This window comes from Pseudenhygromyxa sp. WMMC2535 (genome assembly GCF_011083025.2).
Genome location: NZ_JABJWV010000001.1, coordinates 4603802 through 4627308 on the forward strand (window position 1 = coordinate 4603802; position 23507 = coordinate 4627308).

Below are 23507 nucleotides of genomic sequence, written 5' to 3' on the forward strand. Positions count from 1 at the left end.
CTTGGCGGGCCGCGCGGGGCTATCCTCGCCCGGTGCAGGTCTGGCCCGCCGCCAAGATCCGGGTCCACGCGGTGGTCGCCGCCGTGCTGATCGCCGCCGGCTTGGCGAGCCTGGCCAGCGAGGGCGCGCCGATCATCGTGGCCGTGCTCGGCGTCGGCGCTGGCGCGCTGTGGTACCTGGGCATGACCTGGCGCTACTACCGGCGGCGGCGCCTGGTCTCGACCCCCTTCCCCGACGACTGGCGGCGGGTGCTCGAGCGCCGCGTCGCCTTCTACTGCGAGCTCGACGCGGGCGAGGACCGGCGGCGCTTCGAAGACGACGTGCGCATCTTCCTGGCCGAGCAGCGCATCTACGGCACCGGCCCCGAGGACGCGCGCCTACCCCTGGGCGACGAGACCCGCCTGCTGATCGCCGCGTCGGCGGCGATCCTCGGCCACGGCATGCCGCGCTTCGAGTGGCCGCGGCTGCGCGACGTGGTCGTCTACCCTCGGGCCTTCGACGAGGACTATCACGCCGAGGGTCACGAGGGAGAGGACATCGCCGGCATGGTCCACGCCCAGGGGCCGATCCTCTACTCGGAGCGAGACCTCCGCCGCGGCTTTCGCCGGCGAGACGGGCACAACGTCGGGCTCCACGAGCTCGCCCACGTGCTCGACTTCGCCGACGGCCACGCCGACGGTCACCCCGTGGGCGCGCAGTGGGCGAGCGCGGCCCCGTGGACGGAGATCATCGCCGACCGCCTGGCCCGGCTCCGCCGCCACCGCTACCCCCACGTGCTGCGCGACTACGCGGGGACCAACGAGGCCGAGTTCTTCGCCGTGGCCGTCGAGGCCTTCTTCGAGCGCCCGCGGGCCCTGCAAAACAGCGACGCGGAGCTCTACGAGATGCTCTGCGAGTACTTTGGCCAGGATCCCGCGAGCAAGCCCCCGCGGCGCAGGCCGGGGAAGTTTCACTGAGCGCGGGCCAGCTCGGGGCTGGCTTCAGCGTGCGCCGAGGCGCTCGAGCACCGCCTCGATGCAGGCCACGGCGTCGTCGTTTCCGCAGCGCAGCTGGGTCGGGCGGCGGCCGGTGTAGCGGTCGAGGCGGCCGAGGAAGGCGCGGAGATCCGCGGCCTCGGGCACGCGGTGGTAGATGGCCTCGCCGAGGCCGTCGCGCTCGAGGTAGAGGGCGTTGAGGGTCTGCTCGAAGATGCCCTCGTTGGGCATGACCAGCAGCGGCTTGCCGAGGTAGAGGGCCTCGGAGATCAGCGTGAACCCGGCGGTGCAGACAACCGCCTTGGCCGCGGCGAGGTCGCGCAGGAAGCCCTCGACCTCCGCGGCCACGAACTGGATGTTGGGCATGGCCGCGGCGTTTGCCGGGGGCTCGAAGTTGTAGGCGATGAAGCGCTGCTCGGGGAGCGCGGCCATGGCCTCGAGCAGCCCGTGCAGGCCGGTGGGGTCGTTGTGATAGACGAGCACGTGCTCGCCGGTCTGCGGCTCGATCTCGCGGATCGCCCGGCGGAGGATCGGCGCGACCAGGGACGAGCGCGCCGGGTCGCGCAGCGGGGGATAGAAAAAGGAGCTCACGAGCACGTGCTCGGCGTTGTTCGGCGCGGCCATGTTGACCACCAGCCGGGCCAAGGCCGCGTCCGCGAGGTAGCGCGGGGGGACCTCGTAGCGGGTGTGCGTCAGCACCTGCTGGTGGTTGAAGCACATCAGCGGCAGGCCCATGCGCCGGGCAGCGCGGACCGAGTAGCTCTCGAAGTCGGTGATCAGCAGCTGGGGGTCGAAGGCCCGGAAGCGCTCGACGAGCGCAGGGATGACCTTGTGCGTGCGCGCGGTCACCAGGCCCATGGACGCCAAGCTGGTCCACAGGCGGATGCGGTTGTTGTGCATCTTGTGGCGCAGGACCGGGACCGAGACCACGGTCCGCCCCGACTCGGCGAGCAGCTGACCAGCCCCGCCGCCAGCACAAAAGAGCAGCTCGTGGCCGCGGGCCTCGAGGGCCTCGGCCATGGCCGTGACTCGCGAGCTGTGCCCGCGGCCTTGGGAGGTGAGTGCGTAGACGATCCGCGCCATGGTCCTCGGCGGCCGCGGACCATAGCACGGGCGGTCCGGGCGGTCCGGCCGCAGCAGGGCTCGTCGTGTGCGCTCGCGCGGTGTTCGTGAGTCAGCGGGCGTCAGCTCGCCGCAGCAGCCACTCGCGGGCTGCTGTGGGCGCAATCACATCGCCCGCCTGCTCCCAGGTGCCCCGGGAGCGCACTCGCACGCGCGCGGCCGTCGAGCCCGGGCTGGCGCGATGGCCAGGGGGTATCGACGGCCGCGCGGCCTGGCTCAGCTCGGCGCGCCGAGGAGGGAGCCCGGCGCGGGCTCAGGTCGTGGTCTCGAAGATGACCGCGACGCTGGTGTAGTTGATCGAGGACACGGGGAAGGTCATGTCCTTGATCAGGCTGCCGTTCGTCCCGTAGTTGAGGATCTTGTTGGCGGAGGTCAGGTAGACGTCATTGTTGGGGCCCGCGGCGATGCCAGCGATGTTGACACCAATGTTGTGGAAGGCCCGCTGGCTCAGGTCGAGCTCGCGGATGGTGAAGCCGAGCTGCGAGCCGTTGTAGGCCGCGAACACGGTGTTCCCGAGCACGGAGATGTCGGTGTAGTTGATCGAGGACACGGGGAAGGTCATGTCCTTGATCAGCTGACCCCCCGTGCTGTAGTTGAGGATCTTGTTGCCCGCGGCGATGTAGACGTCGTTGTTGGGCCCCGCGGCGACGCCGTTGGCCTCGACCCCGGTCGCAAAGAAGGAGCGCTGCTCGAGGCTGAGGTCGCGGACGGTCACGCCCTTTTGCGAGCCGGTATAGGTCGCGTAGACCCGGTCTCCTCGCACGACCACGCTCGAGTAGATGATCCCCTTGTCGGGGAAGGTCATGTCGCGGACGAGGGTGCCGTCGATCTTGTAGTGATAGATGTGGTTGGCGGCGGTCAGGTAGACGTCGCCGTTGGTGCCGGCGGCGATGCTGCTGGCGCTCACGCCGTTATTCGAGAAGGAACGCTGATTGAGCGCGAAGTCGCGGACGGTGAAGCCGAGCTGCGAGCCGTTGTACGATGCGTAGACGTTGTTGCTCATCTGTGCATCATTTGGTTTTTAGCGTTCATGCGCGCCAAGGTAGCAGTGGCGAATGTTAAGTCCAGTGGTTTGTTAATGTTGCAGTTCGTGAATTGCCATAATTGTCTTTGCGTGCCTGGACTGTGGATATGTGCCTCGCCTCCCCACTGGGCTGCGCCCGGAGAGCGGCCCGTTCTCGAGGCGATGGGTGATTGGATTTGATTGTGCTCGTGTGCGTGTGTTGGCTTGCGGGTCGTGCGTGCGCGCGGCTGTCTTTCGATCAGTCGTTGGGGCTGGAGATCGGAGGTCGAGAGGGCGCGCGAGCGAGGACGGCTCGGGTCTCGCTCACGCGGTCTGTGGCGATCGGCTACACTCGCGCTCGTGAGCTCACGATCTCTCGTCCTCCCCAGGCCCGCACCCCCGCGGGGACGCACGGCCTGGCACGCCAGCGCTCGCGCGGGTCTGGTCGCTGGCCTGGTCGCTGCCTTGGCCGTCGCCGCGGGCTGTCGTTCGGCTGGGGGCACGGAGGCCCCCGACTCGAGCGCCTCGATGGGCTACGGCGGGAGCCTGGACATGGCGACGGGCTACGAGTCCGAGCTCGCGTCGAGGCCCGCGCCCACGCCCTGGGAGACGCCGGCGCAAGACGAGGACGAGGCGTACTTGGACGTCGTCGCGCCGCAGGCCATCGGCGAGCTCGTGGATCTGTGCCTGGCCGTGGCGAAGCTCGCCGACGCCGAGCCCGAGCGCAGCTGCCCGGCCCACATGGACACGGCGAGGGCGTTTCGCACACCGGAGGGTTGGGCCGAGCTCTCGGCGTGCATCTACGCCGCGCGCTCCCCCGAGGCCGCGCTCGCCTGTGAGACGCAGCACCCCGCGGGGGTGCGGGCGGTCGCCGCGGCGCCGCGGGAGTCGGCGGCGTGCATGCGGATCTTGGCGGTCTCGAGCATGGAGCCCTTCGCCGAGGTCCCTGGACTGAGCGCCGAGGCGCTCGCGGACTTTCAGCCCCTGCTCGAGGGCTGTGTGGATACGCTCCTGGCCGAGGCCGAGACGCGCAGCGCCGCGACCCACGAGGCAGTGCTGGGCTGCATCGAGGTCGCCTATGACAGCGCCGATCTCAGCGCCTGCGAGGGCGAGGGATGACGCACCAGGTCCAGCTCTTCACCTACAAAACCGGGCTGCTCTCGCGCGTGGCCCACGACCTGCGCCTGAGCGTCGGCGGTCCGTGTGTGGGTCGATCGGGGGAGCGCGTGCACGCGAAGCTCGACCCGGCCGCGATCGTCGTCGACGGGGTGATGTCGGCGGGGCGCCTGGACCCCGAGGCCCTCGGCCGCCGCGATCGCGCCAAGATCGTCGCGACGATCCGCGACGAGATCCTGCACGTCCGCCGCTTCCCCAGCGTCGACTTCGAGGGGACGCTGCGCGAGCAGGGCGAGGGGCTGCGCGTCGAGGGCAGCTTGACGCTCCACGGCGTCGCGCGCTCGCTGACCATCCACGCGACGCGCGACCCTGGCTCGGGCCGCGTCCGGGCCAGCGTCGAGCTGCGCCCGAGCGAGTTTGGGATCCCGCCCTACAAGGCGCTGGCCGGGGCGATCCGTCTGCAGGACCGCGTGCGGGTCGAGCTCGACCTCGACCCAGCGCTCTAGCTAGTGTGCGCGCCAGAGGACTTGAAGGGCCCCAGGCTTGAAGCACCGGCCGCTGACTTCGTTGCTCGTCAGTCATTTGTGCCCGACAAACTCCCTCCTCGCGCCTCGTCAGCAACCGGCGGTCCGGCGCCTGAGACCCTTCAAGTCCTCTGGCGCGCACACTAGCTCCTCGCCACGGAACCGCCCAGACGCACCTGACGGCGCGCCTTCAAACCGGTCGCCGCTCTAGTGATGGTAGGGGTGCCCGGCGAGGATCGTGCCGGCGCGGTAGAGCTGCTCGACCAGCAGGACCTGGGCCAGGCGGTGGGGCAAGGTCATGCGTGACAGGGCGAGCACGCGCTCGGCCTCGCCGCGGTCGCTGTCCTCGAAGCCGTGGGCGTCGCCGATCATGAAGTCCACGCAGCGCACGCCGCGGTCGCGCCAGTCGCCGAGCCAGGCCGCGAGGCCCTCGCTGTCGAGCAGCTCACCGCGCTCGTCGAGCAGCACCTTGGGGGCCTCGGGCTGGGCGCGAGCGCGGGAACGCAGCGCGTTCATGTCGCGCAGCCACAGCGCCTCGATGGGCAGGAAGCTGCGCGAGCGCTTGCGATAGTCCTCGACCAGGGCCTCGAGGCCAGGCTGCTTGAGCTTGCCGACGGCGAGGAGGCGCAGACGCATCAGGGCTCGAAGAGATCGTCGTCGCTGGCGGGCGCCGGCGTCGGGCGAGGGCGCTCGTTGGCGGGCGCGACGACCCCAGCCTCGTCCTCGTCCTCGTCCTCGAACAGGCTCTCGTCGTCGTCGCCGAAGTCGTCGTCGCCGAAGTCGTCGTCGCTGAAGTCCTCGTCGTCGAGGTCCTCGTCGACGAACTCGTCGTCGAAGCCGCCGAAGTTCATGTCGCCGCGGAAGTCGGGCATGGGGTCCGGCGCCGCGAGGCCGTCGAGGTCGCTGGCGTCGAGGAGCTCGGCGGGGAGCTCGAGCTCGACTCGGGGGGCGTCGCTCCACATGCTCTCGAGGTCGTAGTGGCGACGCACGGGGTGGTAGAACACGTGGATCAGGAAGTCGCCGTAGTCGAGCAGCGACCACAGGTAGTGGTCGAGGCCGTCGCTGCCGAGCAGCTCGACCTCGTCTTCTTCGCTGTCCTCGGGCGCGGCGGGGGCCTTGGCGATGGCTTCGACGACGCCCTCGACGACGCCGCGCACCTGACGATCGGAGCGAGCGGAGAGCAGCAGGGCCCAGTCGGTGTAGCCGGCGACTTCAGTCAGGCGCAGGATCACGGGCAGCCGCGCGCCACGCTCGATCGCTGCCTCGAGGGCGAGGGCGAGGGGTCGCGGCAAGTCGGCGCGCGTCCATGTCTGCTTTTGCTGCACCGGGGGGCTATAGCTGGGCGCTCAAGGGCCGGCAAGCCCGTCCAGGAGGCGCGCGCGGAGCAGCTCGGGACGCTCGCGCTCGGGCAGGGGGCTGGCGGCGGCGGGGGCCTCGACGCTGGGCGCCTCGGCGAGGGGCTCGACGCTGCCCGAGAAGCGGACCTCGCCCTGGATGCGCCGCGGCCCGCCAGAACCCCCAGGGACGACCTGAGTCCAGCGGATCTCGAAGCTGGCAGCCAGCCACAGGCCGGTGGCGCGATCGAGGGTCAGCTCGCCGCTGCGCAGCTCGATGTCGGCGTCGCCGCGCCAGGGGGTCGGCGCCTCGACCACCCGCTCCGAGTGAGCTTCGCTCGGGCGCAGGCTCACACGCAGGACCGGGCGGCCGTCGATCTCCAGGGCCTCGACGCCGTCGATCTCCGCGGCCGGGCCCGCGAGCGCGACGAGGTCGAGGGCCGCGTGCTGAGCGTCGTCGAGCCACACCTGCCACAGCTGGCCGTCGAGGGGCATGGCGTACCAGCCGTAGTGATCGACGCGGCTCCAGGCGCGCTCGTCGAGGACGGTGAGCTCGCGGCCGCGCTCGGGGCCGGTGCGCTGGTCGAGGTGAAAGCGCGGCGCCTCGCCGGGGGCCGCGGCCCAGGTCAGCTCGAGCTGCTCGTCGACCGAGAAGGCCTCGTAGATCGGATCGCCCACGGGGACGGGCGGGAGCGCGCCGGACTTGGGATCCGCCTCGATCCCGAGGGGCGCCGAGCGGTAGCTCGCGGTGTAGCGCAGGCGGTGCGGGCCGAGGAGCTCGCGGGCGAGGGCGTGGTCGACGGCGAGGAGCTCGACGAGGCCCTCCCAATCTTGGGCGCCCGAGAAGCGCTCGAGTCGAGCCTCGGCGTCGGCGGCGGGATCCCGGGCGAGGGTCTCGGGGATGGCGCGCAGATCCTGGAGGTCCTCGCCCTCGCTGCACGCGGCGGCCAGGAAGGTGAGGAGCAGCGCCGGGCAGACGCCGCGGCGTCGAGGCTGGGTCTTGGGCCCCATGCGCAGCGAGGATAACCGCTCTTGGGGTGCTGTGAACGGGGGGAGCCGCGCGGGGGGAGTCGGGGGCCGTGCGCAGAACGTCGCGCGGGCGAGAGTTTCACCACCGGCTCCCAGCCGTGTCACACTTGGGCGGTGCTCGGCAGCGCTCCCGCCGTCTTGCCCGTTCCGGTCGATCCCACGATCATCGAGCTGTTGCTCAGCCCCTGGCTGCGCGTGGCCGCGTTCGTTTGGGGGACGCTGTGGGGCTCCTTCGCCAACGTGGTGATCTATCGCTTGCCCGCGGGGGAGTCGGTCTCGCGCCCGCGCTCGCGCTGTCCCGACTGTGGCACGGCGATCGCCTGGTACGACAACATCCCGATCCTCTCCTACCTGATCTTGCGCGGGCGCTGCCGTCACTGCGGGGCGCCCTTCGCCTTGCGCTATCTGCTCGTCGAGCTCGTCGCCGGGCTGCTGAGCTTCGCGCTCTACATGCTCTACGTGATCACCCCCTTGCTCGAAGGTGGCGGCGTCGAGGGCCTGATCACCTGGCAAATATGGTTCTTGTTCTGCCTGTCGCTGGTGATCATCACCTTCACCGACCTCGACGCGTGGATCATCCCCAACGAGGTCGTGCTCGGGGTCTCGGTCGTCGGCCTGATCGTGGTCATCGGCTGGCCCGAGCGCCTCGACGCCGTGACGATCCCGTGGATTGTTTCGGGCGTCAGCGGGCTCGCGCTGGTAATTGCGATCCGCTGGATCTACCTGAAACTGCGCGATATCGAGGCGATCGGCCTGGGTGACGGCAAGCTCCTGCTGATGGTCGGGATCTTTGGCGGGCCGATGGCGATCGCCTGGACCTTGGGAGCCGGCGCGCTCCAGGGCTTGATTGTTTCGGTGCCCATGCTGCTGACGGGGCGCAAGCCGGCGAACAGCGAGCTCGAGGAGATTCATGGCGACGATCCCGAGCTGGGCGAAGAGGACCCCGACGCGGGGGTCATGGGCAAGCGTGTGCCCTTTGGTCCCTTTTTGGCGCTCGCTGCCCTCGAGTTCGTGCTCTTGCGTCGGCAGATCGATGGATTGTTCGCTTGGATGATGGGTGTGTGAGCGGCGCCCCCGGAGGGTGAGCGCGTGAGGGTGATTCATGTGGCGTCCCGCCTCGGCGCTGAGAACCCGCCAGTGGCCGACATGCAAAGGTTGCGTGACTTCCTGCGGCACGACGCCCCGACTCGGGTCATGATTTGAGCGAGGTCAGCATGGCAGCGCGTATACGACCACAGCGATTTCGGTGGGTCCGTCACGAGCGGACGCCGACGCCCGAGGAAGAACGCAGCTGGGAGGAGGAGCGGCGGATCCACGCGCCGCCTCCGCCCCGAACGGAGCATCGGCCGGCGCACCGCCCCGCGCAGCGGGAGTCTGGGAGCGCGGTCGTCGAGTTCGAGATCTGAGCTCGAAACATCATTGAGGGCGAAAGACTGCGGGCGTAACGCGCTAGAGTGCGCGCGTCATGGCCGACTTCAACCTCGACAACGTGACGCAGCTACGTGCGCGCGCGGGAGATGTCACTCAGTACCTGTGGATCGCCGCGAGCGCGGTGATCCTCGTGGCGATGGTGTTCATGTCCTTCACCACCATCGAGCCTGGGCAGGTGGCGGTGCGGGTCAACAACCTCACCGGCTCGTCCACGGCGGTGACCCAGCCCGGCTGGGTGTTTCGTCTGCCCTTTGGGATCCAGAGCCTCCACGTCCTCGACGCCAGCCCGCAGACCTTCCAGATGAAGGGCGACGTCAGCGAGGACGACCTCCACGTCGAGAAGCTGACCGTGCGCGCCAGCGATGGCGCGAATTTTCACTTCGAGGACACCACGCTGATCTTCCAGGTGCTCGGCGACGAGGCCGTGACCGTCGCCCGAGACGCTGGCACCGAGTATCGCTACAGGGCATGGATAAAACCCTACGCGCGCGCGATCTTGCGTGATGAATTCGGCCGCGAGTCGACGATCACCGTGTCGGATCCGAGCAACTACGGCGCGGCGGCGACCCGTGCTCAAGACCGGCTCAACGCCTTCTTGAAGCCCCACGGCGTCGTCGTCACCCAGATGGTCACGCCGCGGCCAAAGTTCAACTCGCAGTACGAGCACCTGATCGAAGAGCGCAACCGGCTGCGCAACGAGCTCGAGGTCATCAAGTCCAACCTCGAGCGGGCCGCGACCGACCGCGAGCGCCAGCTCTCCGAGGTCGACCGCGACGAGAACAAAAAAATTCAGGAGCGCCGCGCCGAGCTCGAGTCGGAGCTGGCCACGGCCGTCGCCGACTACGAGAAGACCAAGCGCGCCGCCGACACCTACAAGATCGAGAAGATCGGCGAGGGCCAGGCCAAGCTCGCCGCGGCCAGGCGCAAGGCCGAGGAGCTCGACGGCCAGCTCGCGGCCAACTTGCGCGCGCAGCGGGCCGAGATCGAGGCCTTCCGCAGCCAGCCCGTGGAGCGGGTCATGGAGCGCCTCGGCGAGAGCCTCGAGGGCGTGACCATCAACATCGAGCCTTGGGCCAGCGACGCCAGCCCGAGCAAGGTCGTGCTCGAGCAGTAGGAGGCCGCCATGCAAGCGCTCAACAAAATTTGTCGCGTGTTCGTGCTGGTCTTCTTGGTCTTGCTGGTGATCCGCGGCCTGCTGATCGCCAACGTCGAGCTCGGCGAGGTCGGGGTGCGGCGCAGCAACGTCGCCGGCGTGGTCGAGCAGGACCTCGACCCGGGCTGGCAGCTCGAGGTGATCGGCCTGCACAAGATCGTGACGCTCCCGGGGACCTATCAATTCCTCGACTTCCTGGGCAACGACGCCCTCGAGATCCGCACCAAGGACAACAATATCGTCACCCTCGACATCTCCGTGCCCTACCGGATCCGCCCCGGCGAGGCCTGGGAGATCGTCAGCGCCGGCAACCATGTCTCGGACGGGCAGAGCGGCTACCGCTTCCAGCGGCTGACCCGCGAGACCACGGTGGGCGTGCTCCGCCAGCACCTCGCGGATCTTCAGAGCAGCGACTTTTACGACACGGATCGCCGCAACGCGGTCTCCGACGCGGCCCTGGACGTGCTCAACGAGCAGCTCGCGGCCCTGCACGTCGAGGCCGACGCGATCTTGATGCGCGCGGTGTTCTTTCGCGACGAGTACGAGAGCCAGCTGCTGCAGATCCAGCTCAACGCGCAAAACAAGCTGCTCGACGGCGCGCGCAAGGAGGTCGCCGACAAGCAGCAGAAGCTCGACAACTTCCAGCAAAAGACGATCGCGCTGGGCAAGGCGCGGGGACAGGACTGGGTCGCCAAGCTCGCCCGGGTCGACCGCGCCTATCAGGTGGGCTTCTTGGCCATCAAGCCCTCGGGGGAGCTGGTCTTGGGTGGCGGGGGCGCGCCGGGAGAGGACGGGGAGATCGCCGAAGGTGACGAGGGCGCAGGAGGAGAGGGCGCCGAAGGGGAGGGTGCCGAGGGGGAGGGGGCCGAGGGAGAGGGGGCCGAGGGAGAGGGGGCCGAGGGAGAGGGCGTCGAGCTGCCCGAGGCGCCGCAGCTGAGCGAGGCGGAGCTCGCCGAGCTCGAGGCCCTGGTCGCCGAGTCCGAGGACCTCGAGCCGGGCGCGGCGCGGCGTCGCCTCGAGCAGCTGACGAAGGCGCAGAAGCTGGCCTTGCAGCTCGAGGCCGCCAAGGCTCTCGGCGGCGAGGCCGGGGAGTACGGCGACAACTACCTGCTCGGGATCAAGAACATCGAGGCGGAGACGCTGGCCTACGACAAGCGCGTGCGCGCGGAGGCCGAGGGCGTCGCGGCGCGCCTCGAGGCCGAGGGCGACGCGCTCGTGGCGGAGGTCGTCGGTGAGTACCAGGCGAGCCTCAACCAGCTGCTCGGATCCCCCGCGGGCCGGGCCTTTGTGGCCTGGAAGGCCGCCGCCAACGTAAAGTTCGCCGATGAGCTCACCTTCCAAAGCGACGACGGCATCCCCTCGGTGCTGCGCCTGCGGGACTTCGCCCGTGCGTTCATGGGTCAGTGAGCGCGCGGGTCTGCTGACTGCGCTGGGTCTGGCCGCGGCCGCCTGCTCGCGGCCCTCGGCGCAGATCGACGAGCCCGCCGGGGGCGCCGCGGCGGCGCAGTCGTCGGGGGAGCAAGACGAGCCCGAGGCGCAGCGGCGCATGCCGAGCCAGGCCACGCCGGCCTGCGTCGCAGAGATCGACGGCGACCTGATCGTGATCGGCGAGATGTCGACGCGTCTGCGCCTCGACGATGGGGTCGATCGTCGGCGAGTTCGCCTACAGATCCTGCCCTGGGATGAGGACGAGATCCTGCTCGCGGTGGGCAGCCAGCAGCCGTGGTGGTCGATGACCCAGACCGGCCTCGAGGGGCGGCTGTGGCGGGTGCCCTGCGCCGAGCCCAAGGCGCTCGAGCTCGTGGTCGAGGTCCCCGAGGTCGACCTCAGCTGGTCGGCCCTCGACCCCGAGGGCGGCGGGCTCTACTTTGGCTCCCAGGCGGTGCAGCGCTACGACTTCGCCCTGGGCGACTGGGGTCCGATCGCCTCGGCGCCGGTCTTCGAGGGCTGCTGGATGGCAGAGACCGCGATCACCGGCAACGTCTACGTGGTCGAGTGGCTCGCCGACGGCCAGCTGCTGGTCTACGAGGGCGGGCCGTGCGGCTTCGAGGCCGAGTGGCTGGGCGCGGCGAAAGTAGTGGAGATCGACGAGGCGGGCGAGGGCCACACCCGCGACCTCGCCCACGTGGCGAGCGTGACCAGCGACGGCCAGGGGCAGCTGTGGCTCGCCGACGGCGGCCTGTGTGGCGAGAGCCAGACATGGATGAGCCGCGGCTCCGAGGGGCTGTGGCGCAGCGACGACTCGGGCGAGAGCTGGGCCTTGATCGAGATCCCCGACCTCGAGAAGCGCGGCCTGGTCGCGGTGTGGGCCGAGGGGGACCGGCTGATCGCGTGGGAGGAGTGCTGCTACTCCGAGGCCGCCGACTTTTGCCAGGGCGGCGAGCTCTTCGTCAGCGAGGACGGGGGCGACAGCTGGGAAAAACGCTCACCTCGGCACGGCCAGCCGGCGCCCAACGACTACGGGCCGGTCGACGCCGTCGCCGTCGAGCCTGGCTTTGGCGTGATCATGGTCGAGCAGCAGGGCTACGAGGGTCCGCTGCGCATGCGCAGCGACGACCTCGGTCGCAGCTGGTCGGCCCTCGAGGTCGGTGCTGCGTTCGAGGCGAGCGCGCCGAGCGAGCGCGCCGAGGTCGACGGCTACGTGTTCGAGATCGGGCGCGAGGGCCTCTATCAGCTGGGCGCCGACGGCGGCGGTCGGCGCCAGGTCTGGCCGCGCAAAGTTCGAGTCGATCGCTAGATCCATGGAACATCGATTCCCCTCGGATGGGAGGGGAGTCGCTCGCGCCTCGCAGATCCCCGTCGATTCTCGCTGGGGCTCTGGGGCTCGGCGGCCTAGACTCGAGTCATGGCACGCGGGGTAGATCGCCGACGAGAGCCACGGGTCGAGCTGCGTGGCGTGGGAATGATCGACTTCGGCAGCCGCGTGTTGCCCTGTCGTCTGCTCGACATCTCTCGCACCGGCCTGGCCCTGGTCACCACCGTGGGCCCGCCGGCGGGGATCGTCCGCGTCCGCTTTCGCCTGGGCTCTCGAGACGCCGCCTGGACGGAGGTCGACGCCAGGGTCGTGCGGGCGACGGACTGGGATGTGGCTGGGGAGCGCAAGATCTGGGGGATGAAGCTTCAGCCCATGGATCTCGGCACGAGGACGCGGCTGCGCGGCTTTGTGGCCTACGCGACGCGGCCTTGAGGCCTGACCCGGTAGTTGGGCCGAGGAGAAGGGTGCCCGGGACTACGCGAAATGCATGCGTCCATGCTGGCTCGTGCAGTCACAGACTGTCAAACTATTAGGCGCATGGCTGGCACGACCGGATCGTTAGCGAAGATGCTGCCGAGCGGCCGGGAAAACTTTCATCGGATCGCGGCGCTGTCGACACCGAATAGGGCAGACACGCCGTGATGACTCCGATCTCGATCTCGCTGACCACGCTGCTCGCGGCCCCACCAATGGTGAGGGCTGCTGCGGTCGAGGCTCGGGCGGGCGTCGAGACCCGGGCGTCCGACACCGCGCTCGCTGCCGAGCCGGGGGCAGAGGCCAACGCAGAGCTGGGCCGCGAGGGCGAGCTCGGGGGAGCGCTCGTCGGCGTGCAGGTCGGCGAGGCCCTGCCCAAGCGCGAGCGAGAGTCCGTGCGCGAGAGCTTCGAGCGCAGCCTCGACGAGGTCTGTGAGCCGCGGCCTTGCACCGCGGGCTGCGGGCCCGAGTCGCGCAGCCTGGGCCTGCGCGTGGACGGCGAGAGCCGCAGCTACACCCTCCACTGGGAGGCCCGCGACCCCGCGCTGGAGGGCCCGCTGATCGTCGACTCGAGCTGCGAGCTGTGCAGCCTCGTCGAGCTCGAGGCGCAGATCGCCAGCGACCTCGGGCCGCTGTGCGAGCGCCTGGCTCGGCTCGAGGCGGCGCCCGGGCGCGTGCAGATCACCAGCGATCCCGACGGCGCCTGGGTGCGCATCGACGGCGGCCGGCGCGGGTCGACGCCCTGGACCGGAGAGCTGCCCATCGGCAGCCACGAGCTCGAGCTCGGGGCCCGCGGCTACAAGGCCCAGTCGCGCGAGCTGAGCGTCGTCGGTGGCGTCGAGGAGCGGCACCACATCACGCTGCTGCCGGTCGCCGCGCAGCGGCCGAGCTGGCCGGGCTGGAGCTCGCTGGGGCTGGGCGTGGCCATGGGCGTGGCCGGCTCGGTGCTCATCGCGTTGCACGACAAGCCCGTGGCCGGGCGGTGCACGGGCCTCGACGTCGACGCCGAGGGCGACTGTCGCTACGTCTACACCACGCGGCCGCTGGGCGTGGTCCTGGCGGTGCTCGGCGCGGGCAGCTTCGCAACGGGTGTCGGCCTGGTGGTCTGGTCTCAGGGTGGGGAGCAGGGGGGGACCTTGAGCTTGAGGGGGCGCTTCTAGCAGTGAGCGCGTCCGCAGGGGATTCGATGCGGGCCGCGCTCGTGCGCACGCAGCCCGACGAGCAGCCGCGGGCCGCGTCGGAGCCGAGCGAGGCGGCGGCCGACGCTGACGCTGACGCCTCGCGTCCAGTGAAGCTGACCCCCGGGAGCACGATCCCCGGCACGCGCCTGCAGCTGATCCGCTGGCTCGGCCAGGGCGGCATGGGGGTGGTCTTCGAGGTCCGCCACCTGGACATCGAGCGCCGCTTCGCCGCCAAGCTGCTCGACTCGGGGGCCAACCCCGTCCGCACCCGTCGCTTTCGCGAGGAGGCGCGGACCATCGGGCGGCTCGGCTCGCCGTGGATCGTCGAGGTCGTGGACTTCAAGGCCCTGCCCGACGGTCGGCTGATGCTGGTGATGGCGCTCGTCGACGGACCCAGCCTCTACGCCGAGCGCCAGCGCCTGGGGAGGCTCGAGCCGGCGCGGCTGCTGGGCCTGGCCCGCCAGGTCTGCAAGGGCCTCCAGGACGCCCACGATCAGGGCTTCATCCACCGCGACGTCAAGCCCGAGAACATCATGCTCGGCCGAGACGCCAAGAAGCGCGAGCAGGTCAAGCTCGTCGACTTTGGCCTCGCCGCGCTGCTCGACGGCTCGGGCGGCAACTCGGGCAAGCGCGGCGGCTCACCGGCCTATATGTCGCCGGAGCAGTTCCGCGGCCTCGAGCTCGACGAGCGCACGGACATCTACTCCCTCGGCGTCACGCTCTACGAGCTCGCCTGTGGCAAGCTGCCCTTCTCCGGGAGGAGCGAGCGGACCCAGCGTGAGGCGCACATCAACGAGCTCGCGCGCCCGCCCTCGACGCGGATGGAGGGCGAGCTCCCGGCCGGTTTCGACGCGCTGATCTTGCGCTGCATGGCCAAGCGCCCGGAGGCCCGCTTCCGCTCGGCCGCCGCGCTCGAGGCCGCGCTGATCGAGCTCCAGCTGAGCTTGGGGATGCGCACCGAGTGGGACGATTTGCCCGCGCCGCGGCTGCCCGACGAGCGCCAGACTCGGCGCCTCGAGGCTGGCCTGTCGGAGCTGCGCAGCGTCGAGCAGCGCGCCCAGATCAAGCGGCGGCTGCTCGGGGCCGCGCTCCTGGGCGCGGTCGCGGTCGCCGGCGCGACCGCCCTGTGGCTGGACTCGACCGGGAGCGAGCCCGTGGCCGAGGAGAACCGCGAGGTCGCGGCGCTGCGCGACCGAGCTCGGGCCTCGGCCTCCCACGCGCGCTGGATCTACCCGACCGCCGACGACCCCGAGGCCGACACGGCCTACCGGGTCTTGCTCGCGCTCGAGACCCTCGACTACGCCGAGGCGCCCCGCGTGGGCACGCAGCTGCGCGAGGAGTTCGCGGCCACCCTCGCAGGCCTCGGCGACACCTACTGGGATCACGAGGGCGGCCGAGAATTCGCGCGCGAGTTCTACGCGCAGGCGCTGATCTTCGAGCCCGAGCACGAGGTCGCGGACGCCCGCGCGGGCCTGAGCCCCAAGGAGCTCGTCGAGCTGCGCGCGCGCGCCGAGGCGGGGACCTTCACCCCCGGGCAGCTGGTCGCGCTCGAGCCCCTGACGGCCCTGGCCGAGACGGATCAGGCCCGCCGCAACGACAAGCTGGCCGCGCTCTCCAGGGAGCAGGCCCTGTCCAGGCGCCAGTCCGAGGACATCGGCCTGCTGCTCGACAGCCTCGCGAGCCCGGACGGGGACGCGGGGGAGGGCGCCGAGGCTGCCGCGCTGACCGGGTCCGGCATGGCCGAGGAGGCCGAGGAGGCCGAGGAGACCGGTGAGACGGACGAGACCGGTGAGACGGGCGAGACCGGTGAGACGGGCGCAGAGACGGGCGGGGCCAGCGGAGCGAAGGGCGAGCTCACCAAGCCGGGGCGCGACTCGGCCGAGTCGCTCGTCGTCTCCGCGCGCGAGGCCTACGAGGGCGGGGATGACGGTCGCGCGGAGCGGCTGTTCAACCGCGCCCTGAGCGGGGATCGCCGCAACGTCGACGCGCTCATCGGCCTCTACCAGCTGCACTTCGATCGCGGCGAATTTCGTCAGGCGCGCAGCTTCATCGAGCGCGCCGTGGAGCTCAGGCCCAAGCGCGCGCGCCTGCACGTCTACGCCGGGGACGCCTGCGTGAAGACCATCGACTATCGCTGCGGCCTCGAGCGCTACACCGAGGCGGAGCGCCTGGGCAGCTCGCTGGGGGGCGAGCGCCGGCGCTGGCTCGAGGCGCGCATGAAGGCCAAAGAGTGAGAGTCTGTGAATCTTTCCCGCACCTGACGACGTGCGGGGAAATTCACAGACTCTGAGCATTCAGAGCAAGCAGTCGGTGTCCCCGGCCTCGCACTCGAGGATCACGAAGTCGTAGTCGCCGGCCTGCTCGACGCCCTGACCGTTGACGTAGGTGTCGAGGGTCAAGAAGTAGGTCCCGGGCTCGAGCGTGGCCTCGATCATCGTGTCGTCGCGCAGCAGGCAGTCGGCGACGTCGAGGCCGTCGAGCAGGTGGAGGTCGACGTCGACGCCGGCGCGGTCGAGGACGATGGCGCGGATCGCCGTGGTCTCGGCGAGCTCCAGGCGGTAGACGTGCTCGGGCCCGGACTCGTCGGCCGTGGAGCCGCAGCCCGAGTAGACGTCGAGCTCGAAGGTCGGCCCGGCGGCGCTGTCGCGGGCGTCGGCGAAGGGCAGGGCGGGGATCTCGAAGGGCGCGTCGATGCTGCCCTCGCCGGCGAGGCTCGCCGCGCCCTGGTCCTCGGCCTGGGGCTGATCCTCGAGCAGGGCCGCCGAGACCCGCGCCAGGGACTCGAGCGCGATCAGGTTGCGGATGTTGTAGCCGTGGCCGAGGCCGTCCTCGGTGAGCACGCAGGCGCCCTCGGCGTAGGCCTCGAGGTGCAGGCCGTCGCCCGAGATGCCGTAGCCGTCGAGGTGCTCGAGGGCCTCGCGCAGATCCACGAAGGGCAGCGCCCGGGCCTGGGCGAGGCCGCGGGCCACGGCGTTGTAGCTCTGTACCCACAGGTCCGCGCTATCCTGATCCAGGCGCCGCGACAGCCCGAACACCACCGGGACCACGCCGCGCTCGGTGAGCAGATCGAGCAGGTCGCTCATGTTGGCGTAGTAGCCGGGCAGGGCCGAGGCGTAGGTCAGGCCCTGCTGCATGTCGTTGGTGCCGTAGTGAACCAGCGCGAGGCTCGGGCCCGCGTCGGGGTCGCCAGCGGCGAGGGCCTCGAGCTCCTGCTCGAGGGGCGAGGGGTCGCCGGAGAGCGCCCAGCTCGCGGTCTTGCCGACCTGCGCGGCGAGGGTCTCGCGGTCGAAGGGGGTCGTGTCCACGGCCTCGCCGGCCAGGAACCAGTCGAGCGTGGACCCGAGGGCGCCCTCGTGGAGATCGAGATCCACCGGGCCCTGGGCGAAGCAGTACAAGGTGTTGGTGCTGACCGTGCTCGACGCGCCGACCTTCATGAACAGGTCCTCGGCGGCGCCGGGGGCCGCGGCGCGCAGGGTCTGGAGGGCCGCGACCACGGGGGCGGTGATCGGCGAGTGCACGCGCCCGCCGGGGTAGAGGGGCAGGCTCTCGTCGCCGCCCTCGGTCTCGCCCCCGGTGTCCGAGTCCGTGTCGGAGTCGGCCTCGTCCGAGCCCTCGTCGTCGGGGATGTCGGGGCGGGGGTCCGTATCGACCCCCGTGTCATCGTCGGGGCCATCCCCGGGGTCATCGTCGAGGCCGCTCTCGCCGTCGAGGCTGGTCTCGCCGAGATCATCGTCGAGGCCATCGCTGATGCTGACCTCGAAGTCGACGACGCAGGCGAGGGGCCCCGCGGCCAGCAGCGAAGTCGCGAGCGCGAAGGTGGCGAGGCGGGCGAGCATGGGAGGCTCACCCGCGCCAGGGCATTCATCTAGAGTGTCGATGCCCGGAGTATAGCGAGGTCGCGTCGCGCGATGTGCCCGCGACCTCGCTACTTTACGCTTACTTGAAAGCGGCGATGTAGAGGTAGTTCTCGGGTCCGTTGATGACCTCGCCGACGACCACCGCGCCGTCGGGGCCCTCGGCCATGCCGTAGCCGTAGCTCGAGGCCGGGACGATGCGGTCGTTGTCCCAAGTGTGGGTCTCCATGCACTCACCCTCACCCGCGCGGCTGAAGTTGGCCACGAAGACCTCGGACCAGTCGAGGGACTGGCCGACCTCTTCATTGGTCAGGCGCCCGGAGATCGTCAAGCTGTCGTCTTCGGCGACGTCGAGCCCCGCGAAGATCCAGTTGCTGGTCGGCGCGAACTCGAACAGCTCGTCCTCGAGCTCCCACTCGACCTGGCCGTCGGCGGACACGCGGTAGATCCACGAGCGCGGGTTGGCCCCGGTCTGGCGGATCACGAAGTAGCCCTCGTTTTCGGGGCCCGCGGCGGCCACGGTGCCGTAGTGGGTGTGCGCGGATCCGGAGGCCCGCGGGGACACGGCCCAGCTGGGCTCGCCGCCGTCGGGGCCAAAGGCCACGAGCACGCCCTCGCGGGTCTGGTAGTCGACGGCCTGGGAGCCGGCGACGTAGGCGGTGCCGTCGGGGGCGACCGCGAGCTGGGTGACCTGATCGATGGAGTAGCCGTTGGCGTCGAGCTCGCCCGAGTAGCTGCTGGTCCACAGCTCGGACCCGTCGGCGACGGCGATCTTGCGCAGCTGGATGTCCCGGTCCTGCGCGGCGGCGTAGACCCCAGCGGCGACGAGCAGCGCGCCGTCGGGGGCGAGCGCGATGTCGCCGGGCTCGTTGTCGCCGTGATCGCTGGGCTCGCTCATCGACCAGATCACGCTGCCGTCGGCGACGCTGCGCCGCTCGATCCACAGCTCCTTGTCGGCCGCGCTGGCCTTGCTGCCGACGAACACCACGTCGCCCTCGGCGTCGAAGGCCACGCCCTCGGCGTAGTCGTTGCCCATGCCGCTGTCGATGGTCTCCTCCCAGACGAGCTCGCCCTCGGCGTCGTAGACCGCGATCCAGGCGTCGTTGTCGTCGTTGCCGACCAGGCCCACGGTGACGATCGTGCCGTCGTCGGCGATGTCGACGTCGTAGGCCGCGTGGGTCTGGCCGTTGGTCTTCATGGCCAGGGCCTCCCAGCGCAGCGAGCAGGGCGTCTCGGCCTCGCCGGTGTCGGACTCGTCGCTCGAGTCGGACTCGTCTGCGGAGCCGGACTCGTCTACGGAGCCGGACTCGGAGTCGATCTCGTCGCCGCCGGAGGTCGAGCCGGTGTCGGTCCCGCCGTCGCCCTCCGTCCCGGCGGCGTCGTCGGAGCAGCCGGTGAGGGCGATGAGCGCCGCGAGGGCGCAGGTGGGTGCGTGGGTGAACAAGTCAGTCTTGGTCATGGAGAGCTTTACTCGGAGGCGGGGGCCTGGCTGGGCGCGAGGAATTGGCTGTCGTAGCGACGGACGACCTCGGCCCGGGGCACGAGGCTGGGCACGTCCTTGGACACGCGGACGATCTCGGCGACGAGGTCGAGCTCCGAGTCGGGGACCTCGGCCATGAAGTAGCGGGTCTTGTCGTCGTCGAGGACCCAGCTGGCCGCGGGCTGCTCGGCGATCAGCTCGCCCTCGCCGTCGTAGAAGGCCACGCTCTCGGCGACGCTGAGCATCTCGGGGGGCAGCTCGCCGGCGGAGGTCCACCAGCTCTGCTCGCCGGAGGGGTGGACCCAGCCGTGGAGGATCTCGTTGAAGTCCTCGTCGCCGGACTTGCCCTCGTAGTCCCACGAGGTCAGCTGGCGGACCTGCTCGTGCACGTAGGCCCAGGTCCAGTCGGAGACCCAAGTCGGGGTGCAGTAGCTCATGTAGTCCTTGCGCGTGGGCGGGTACCACTGGCCGGTGAGCACGTCGAAGCCATAGACACCGATCGTCGCGCCGTCGTAGGGGTAGTTGGGATCGGGGCCGTCGGGGTCGCCACAGGGCGAGTGCGGGCGGCCCTGGTTGTGGCCGAGCTCGTGGACGAAGGCGCCCTTGGACCACTCGACGCTCGCGAGCAGGCCGGTGGACACGCGCAGGTCGCCGAGGCCCTTGAGGGGCATGGGGGTGCCTGGCGAGAGCCCGCCGGCGCCGTCGATGCCGCCGGTGCACGCGTCGAGCAGCGCGAAGTAGTACTCGTTGGGATCCGCGAAGTCCTGAAAGCGCCTGGTGACCAACATGTTGTTGATCTGCGAGAGCGTGGTGACCTCGAAGTCGACGACCAGGGGCTCCTCGTGGATCGCTACGTTCAGGGTGTGGATCGGGTTTTGCGAGAAGAAGTAGTTGGTGAAGGTGTCGAACTCTTCGGTGAGCGTCTCGGTCGTATCGCGCACGCAGTTGCCGTTGGCGTACTGGACCGGGACCATCCACAGCTTGACCTCCATGGGCTCATCGGTCACGCCGATCGGCTGCATGCCGCCGCTCGGCGTCGAGGGCGAGGCGCTCGACGCCGCGACGCTGCCGGGGTCCTCGGCCTCCCACAGCTCGATGAAGAACTCGAGGTTGCCCTGGAAGTTGTCGGCGGGCAGCTGCCAGGTCAGCGCGCCAGCGAGGCTGCCCTGGCTGGGCTCGCCCTCGATGGTCTTGGTGACCTCGTAGGTGCGCAGCGTGCCGTCGGTCTCGCGCACGTGGAGCTTGGCGAGGATCGGCCGTGGCTGCCAGTTGGCGGGCACGCTCCAAAACGCCTGGATGAGCGCGTTGCGATCCTTGACCAGCCCGGGGCGCTGGTCCGCGGGCACGAGCTCGCCGTTCTCGACCACGGTGATCGCCACGCCCTGGTTGACCTCGACGCGCTCGATGCTGATGTCGCCGTGGGCCCAGTCGGCCTCGTCGAAGGGCACGAAGGGCTCCGCGCTGCCCCCGGTGTCGTCCGTGTCCTCGCCGGACTCGCCCCCGCCAGACTCCCCCTCGCCCCCGCCGGACTCGCCGGCGGATTCACCAGCGGACTCGCCCTCGCCGGCGGTGGAGTCGATCTCGTCGCCGCCCGTGGATTCGAGGGCGTCGTCGCCGGCGGTGGAGTCGTCTGAGCACGCCGACATCGAGGCCAGCGCGAGGGCTGTCGTGCAGGGTAGAGACCAACGTCGCATAGCGCACTTTTACCACCCCTGGGGCCTCCGCGGCGCGTGAAAGCCCGGCGCAGATGTTCCGTGCGCGGGCTTGCCCGGGCGCCGAGGGAGAGCCCGCGGAGTGCACGCCGAGCCCTCGAACATCTGCGCCTGCTTTCGTTATTCTCCCGCCCATGGCTCCTAGGAGCCCGTGGTGAAACCCAACACGACACCTCGCTTGGTCTTTTCGCCGAGGGCTTTGTCGCCAAAACTGGCAGTACGCCCGGTACAGCGGCGTTTTGGCTTCGCGCCCTCGACGAAAAACCCGGCGCCAGGAGCCGCGCTGGGTTCCACCACGGGCTCCTAGGCTGGTCCCCGTCCTCGCCACTGTCTTGCTCGGCGCCTGCGCCCACGCCTCCGAGGCTCCCGCGACCTTGTCGTGGGTCGCGAGGCCGAGGCGACCCCGCGCGGCGAAGCCCTGACGGCAGAGGACCTCGTGGGCCTGCGTCAGGTCTCGGACGTCGAGCTGTCGCCCGATGGCAAGTGGGTCGCCTATCTGCTGTGGGCACCCCGATCCCTCGATGAGCCTGGGGGCGCGCGGGGACAGATCTGGATCGCCGACGTCGCCGGCACCCACGCACCGAGGCGTCTGACCCCCGCCGGCAAGAGCTCTCGGAGCCCGCGCTGGTCCCCCGACGGCCGGCGCCTGGCCTTCATCTCGGATCGCCCCGGAGACGATCACGCGCAGGTCTACGCCATGCCCATCGACGGCGGCGAGGCCGAGGTCTCGTTCGAGTCGTCGAGCTCCGTGTCCAGCTTCGAATGGTCGCCCAAGGGCGATCGGATCGCGTTCACGAGCGCGCGCGAGACCGACGCCGAGCGCGAGGCCAGCGAGACCGGGCGCGACTGGATCGTCGACGAGGCCGGCGGCACCAAGACCCGGCTCTTCGTCCACGACCTGGGCAAGGACGCGGCCACGGAGCTCGGCGCCGACAAGCACGTGATCGACTTCGCGTGGTCGCCCAAGGGCGATCGCCTGGCCGTGCGCGCCAGCGAGAGCGCCGCCGTCGACCACGTCTACATGTACTCGGCGCTCTACACCGTGGCCGCCGCGGGCGGCGACTTTCAGGCGCTGACCAAGACCGAGGGCAAGCTCGGCGCGATGGCGTGGTCGCCCCAAGGTGATCGCGTGGCCTTCTTGGGGGCCGCGAACATCAACGACTCGACGGCCGGCATCGTCCACGTCGTCGACGCTGGCGGCGGCGAGGCCCAGGCGCTCACGCCCACGCGCGAGGCCACGGGCGCCGGGCTCGCGTGGACCAGCGACGAAGAGCTGCTGGTCCTCGCGGATCAGGGCACCGAGACCGTCTTTTGGCGGCTGCCCGCCGCTGGCGGCGAGCCCACGCGGGTCCTCGCCGACGACCCGATCTGCCACGACTTCGACCTCGGCGGACCGGCCAGGGCGCCAGTCGTCGCCTGCGCCGGCGACACGGCCACGCACCCCCGCGAGCTCTTCGCCGGGACCCTGCGCGGCAAGAGCCTGCGCCGGCTGAGCGTCTCCAACGCCGACCTGCTCACGCGCAAGCTCGGCGAGCAGTCGGTGGTCCGCTGGACCGCCAAGGACGGCCTCGCGCTCGAGGGCATCTTGATCCTGCCCGTCGGCTACCAAGCGGGGACGCGCTACCCCCTGGCCGTGCTCCCCCACGGCGGCCCCGAAGGCGTCACCCTCGACGGCTGGGGCTCTCGCCCCACCTACCCCGCGCAGCTCTTCGCCGCCCGCGGCTACGCCGTCTTCATGCCCAACTACCGCGGCAGCGCCGGGCGTGGATCGAGCTTCGCCATGGCGGATCACCAAGACCTCGGCGGCGCCGAATTCGAGGACGTCCTCGCCGGCATCGATCACCTCGTCGCCGAGGGCATCGTCGACGGCGAGCGCGTGGGCATGGGCGGCTGGAGCTACGGCGGCTACTTCTCGGCGCTCGCGGCCACGACCTACAGCGATCGCTTCAGGGCGGCCATGGTCGCCGCGGGCATCACCGACTGGATCTCGTTCACCGGGACCACGGAGATCGAGCACGAGAACTCGCTCGTGCACTGGAAGCTGTGGCCCTGGGACGACGTCGAGCTGCCCTGGCAGCGCTCACCGCTGGCGCATATCGAGGGCGCGAAGACGCCGACGCTGATCGTGCACGGGGCCGCCGACAGCCGCGTCCCCCTGGGCCAGTCCACGGAGCTCTATCGTGCGTTGCTGCGGCTCGGGGTCGTGACGCAATTGGTGGTCTATCCGCGGGAGGGGCATGGGATCCGCGAGAATGTGCATGGTGTGGATTTTTCGAATCGGTTCTTGGATTGGTTTGATACGCATGTGAAGAATCGCGGGTGAGCGGGTGTTTTGTTGCTGATCTTCGTGGGGAGATCGGCGATG

At 70.4% G+C, this 23507-nt stretch carries 20 protein-coding genes; 12 read left to right on the forward strand and 8 right to left on the reverse strand.

Going from position 1 to position 23507, the window contains the following annotated elements; all coding sequences use genetic code 11:
- Positions 1-32: 32 nt before the first annotated feature.
- The gene (locus tag G6O69_RS18140; protein WP_172304760.1) at positions 33-956 is read left to right on the forward strand and encodes a zinc-dependent peptidase; all 924 of its coding nucleotides are present in this window, start codon (positions 33-35) and stop codon (positions 954-956) included.
- A 24-nt stretch (positions 957-980) separates the two neighbouring features.
- Here G6O69_RS18140 and G6O69_RS18145 read toward each other — a convergent pair whose 3' ends face one another.
- Together G6O69_RS18145 and G6O69_RS18150 are read right to left on the reverse strand one after the other, a co-directional pair.
- Complete coding sequence (locus G6O69_RS18145) at positions 981-2057, reverse strand: glycosyltransferase family protein (protein WP_172304761.1); 1077 nt, start codon at positions 2055-2057, stop codon at positions 981-983.
- Between the two features lie 292 nt (positions 2058-2349).
- Positions 2350-3099 carry a hypothetical protein gene (locus G6O69_RS18150; protein WP_172304762.1) on the reverse strand — a complete coding sequence of 250 codons (750 nt, stop codon included), beginning with the start codon at positions 3097-3099 and terminating at the stop codon, positions 2350-2352.
- A 360-nt stretch (positions 3100-3459) separates the two neighbouring features.
- On the opposite strand from G6O69_RS18150, the gene G6O69_RS18155 reads away from it, so the two are divergent.
- Positions 3460-4218: a hypothetical protein gene (locus G6O69_RS18155; protein WP_172304763.1), complete on the forward strand. Its 759-nt coding sequence runs from the start codon at positions 3460-3462 to the stop codon at positions 4216-4218.
- Entirely contained in the window at positions 4215-4721 is a 507-nt protein-coding gene (locus tag G6O69_RS18160) for a YceI family protein (protein WP_172304764.1), read from the forward strand. Before G6O69_RS18155 ends, G6O69_RS18160 begins: the two co-directional genes overlap by 4 nt.
- A gap of 225 nt (positions 4722-4946) precedes the next feature.
- On the opposite strand, the gene G6O69_RS18165 is transcribed toward G6O69_RS18160, so the two are convergent.
- Genes G6O69_RS18165 through G6O69_RS18175 form a run of 3 tightly spaced genes read right to left on the reverse strand, consistent with a single transcriptional unit; the run spans position 4947 to position 7084 of the window.
- Positions 4947-5375, reverse strand: coding sequence for a 23S rRNA (pseudouridine(1915)-N(3))-methyltransferase RlmH (locus G6O69_RS18165; protein ID WP_172304765.1), 429 nt, complete (start codon positions 5373-5375; stop codon positions 4947-4949).
- On the reverse strand, positions 5375-6064 hold the full coding sequence (locus tag G6O69_RS18170; protein ID WP_172304766.1) for an RsfS/YbeB/iojap family protein: 690 nt from the start codon (positions 6062-6064) through the stop codon (positions 5375-5377). The genes G6O69_RS18165 and G6O69_RS18170 overlap by 1 nt, the downstream gene beginning before the upstream one ends.
- A gap of 21 nt (positions 6065-6085) precedes the next feature.
- The gene (locus G6O69_RS18175; RefSeq protein WP_172304767.1) at positions 6086-7084 is read right to left on the reverse strand and encodes a hypothetical protein; all 999 of its coding nucleotides are present in this window, start codon (positions 7082-7084) and stop codon (positions 6086-6088) included.
- A 132-nt stretch (positions 7085-7216) separates the two neighbouring features.
- On the opposite strand from G6O69_RS18175, the gene G6O69_RS18180 reads away from it, so the two are divergent.
- The 8 genes from G6O69_RS18180 (at position 7217) to G6O69_RS18215 (ending at position 16330) form a co-directional block, all read left to right on the forward strand.
- A complete protein-coding gene (locus G6O69_RS18180; protein WP_172304768.1) occupies positions 7217-8167 on the forward strand; it encodes an A24 family peptidase in 951 nt (316 codons plus the stop codon).
- Positions 8168-8316: 149 nt separating this feature from the next.
- The gene (locus G6O69_RS18185) at positions 8317-8508 is read left to right on the forward strand and encodes a hypothetical protein (protein WP_176396932.1); all 192 of its coding nucleotides are present in this window, start codon (positions 8317-8319) and stop codon (positions 8506-8508) included.
- A gap of 59 nt (positions 8509-8567) precedes the next feature.
- Positions 8568-9647 carry an SPFH domain-containing protein gene (locus G6O69_RS18190; RefSeq protein ID WP_172304769.1) on the forward strand — a complete coding sequence of 360 codons (1080 nt, stop codon included), beginning with the start codon at positions 8568-8570 and terminating at the stop codon, positions 9645-9647.
- A gap of 9 nt (positions 9648-9656) precedes the next feature.
- Positions 9657-11093: an SPFH domain-containing protein gene (locus tag G6O69_RS18195; protein WP_172304770.1), complete on the forward strand. Its 1437-nt coding sequence runs from the start codon at positions 9657-9659 to the stop codon at positions 11091-11093.
- A complete protein-coding gene (locus tag G6O69_RS18200) occupies positions 11074-12423 on the forward strand; it encodes a hypothetical protein (RefSeq protein ID WP_172304771.1) in 1350 nt (449 codons plus the stop codon). The genes G6O69_RS18195 and G6O69_RS18200 overlap by 20 nt, the downstream gene beginning before the upstream one ends.
- Before the next feature lie 108 nt (positions 12424-12531).
- A complete protein-coding gene (locus G6O69_RS18205) occupies positions 12532-12873 on the forward strand; it encodes a PilZ domain-containing protein (RefSeq protein ID WP_172304772.1) in 342 nt (113 codons plus the stop codon).
- 209 nt (positions 12874-13082) lie between these two features.
- Positions 13083-14075 carry a PEGA domain-containing protein gene (locus G6O69_RS18210; RefSeq protein ID WP_255216396.1) on the forward strand — a complete coding sequence of 331 codons (993 nt, stop codon included), beginning with the start codon at positions 13083-13085 and terminating at the stop codon, positions 14073-14075.
- A 41-nt stretch (positions 14076-14116) separates the two neighbouring features.
- Positions 14117-16330, forward strand: a complete 2214-nt coding sequence (locus G6O69_RS18215) for a serine/threonine-protein kinase (RefSeq protein WP_172304774.1) — start codon at positions 14117-14119, stop codon at positions 16328-16330.
- A gap of 60 nt (positions 16331-16390) precedes the next feature.
- Here G6O69_RS18215 and G6O69_RS18220 read toward each other — a convergent pair whose 3' ends face one another.
- The 3 genes from G6O69_RS18220 to G6O69_RS18230 form a co-directional block, all read right to left on the reverse strand.
- Complete coding sequence (locus tag G6O69_RS18220; protein WP_172304775.1) at positions 16391-17932, reverse strand: SGNH/GDSL hydrolase family protein; 1542 nt, start codon at positions 17930-17932, stop codon at positions 16391-16393.
- Positions 17933-18032: 100 nt separating this feature from the next.
- On the reverse strand, positions 18033-19409 hold the full coding sequence (locus G6O69_RS18225; protein WP_172304776.1) for a PQQ-like beta-propeller repeat protein: 1377 nt from the start codon (positions 19407-19409) through the stop codon (positions 18033-18035).
- Between the two features lie 8 nt (positions 19410-19417).
- Complete coding sequence (locus tag G6O69_RS18230) at positions 19418-21076, reverse strand: M66 family metalloprotease (protein WP_172304777.1); 1659 nt, start codon at positions 21074-21076, stop codon at positions 19418-19420.
- Positions 21077-21521: 445 nt separating this feature from the next.
- Between G6O69_RS18230 and G6O69_RS42230 the strand changes: the two genes are divergently transcribed.
- Entirely contained in the window at positions 21522-23465 is a 1944-nt protein-coding gene (locus G6O69_RS42230; protein WP_172304778.1) for a S9 family peptidase, read from the forward strand.
- Positions 23466-23507: the final 42 nt, after the last annotated feature.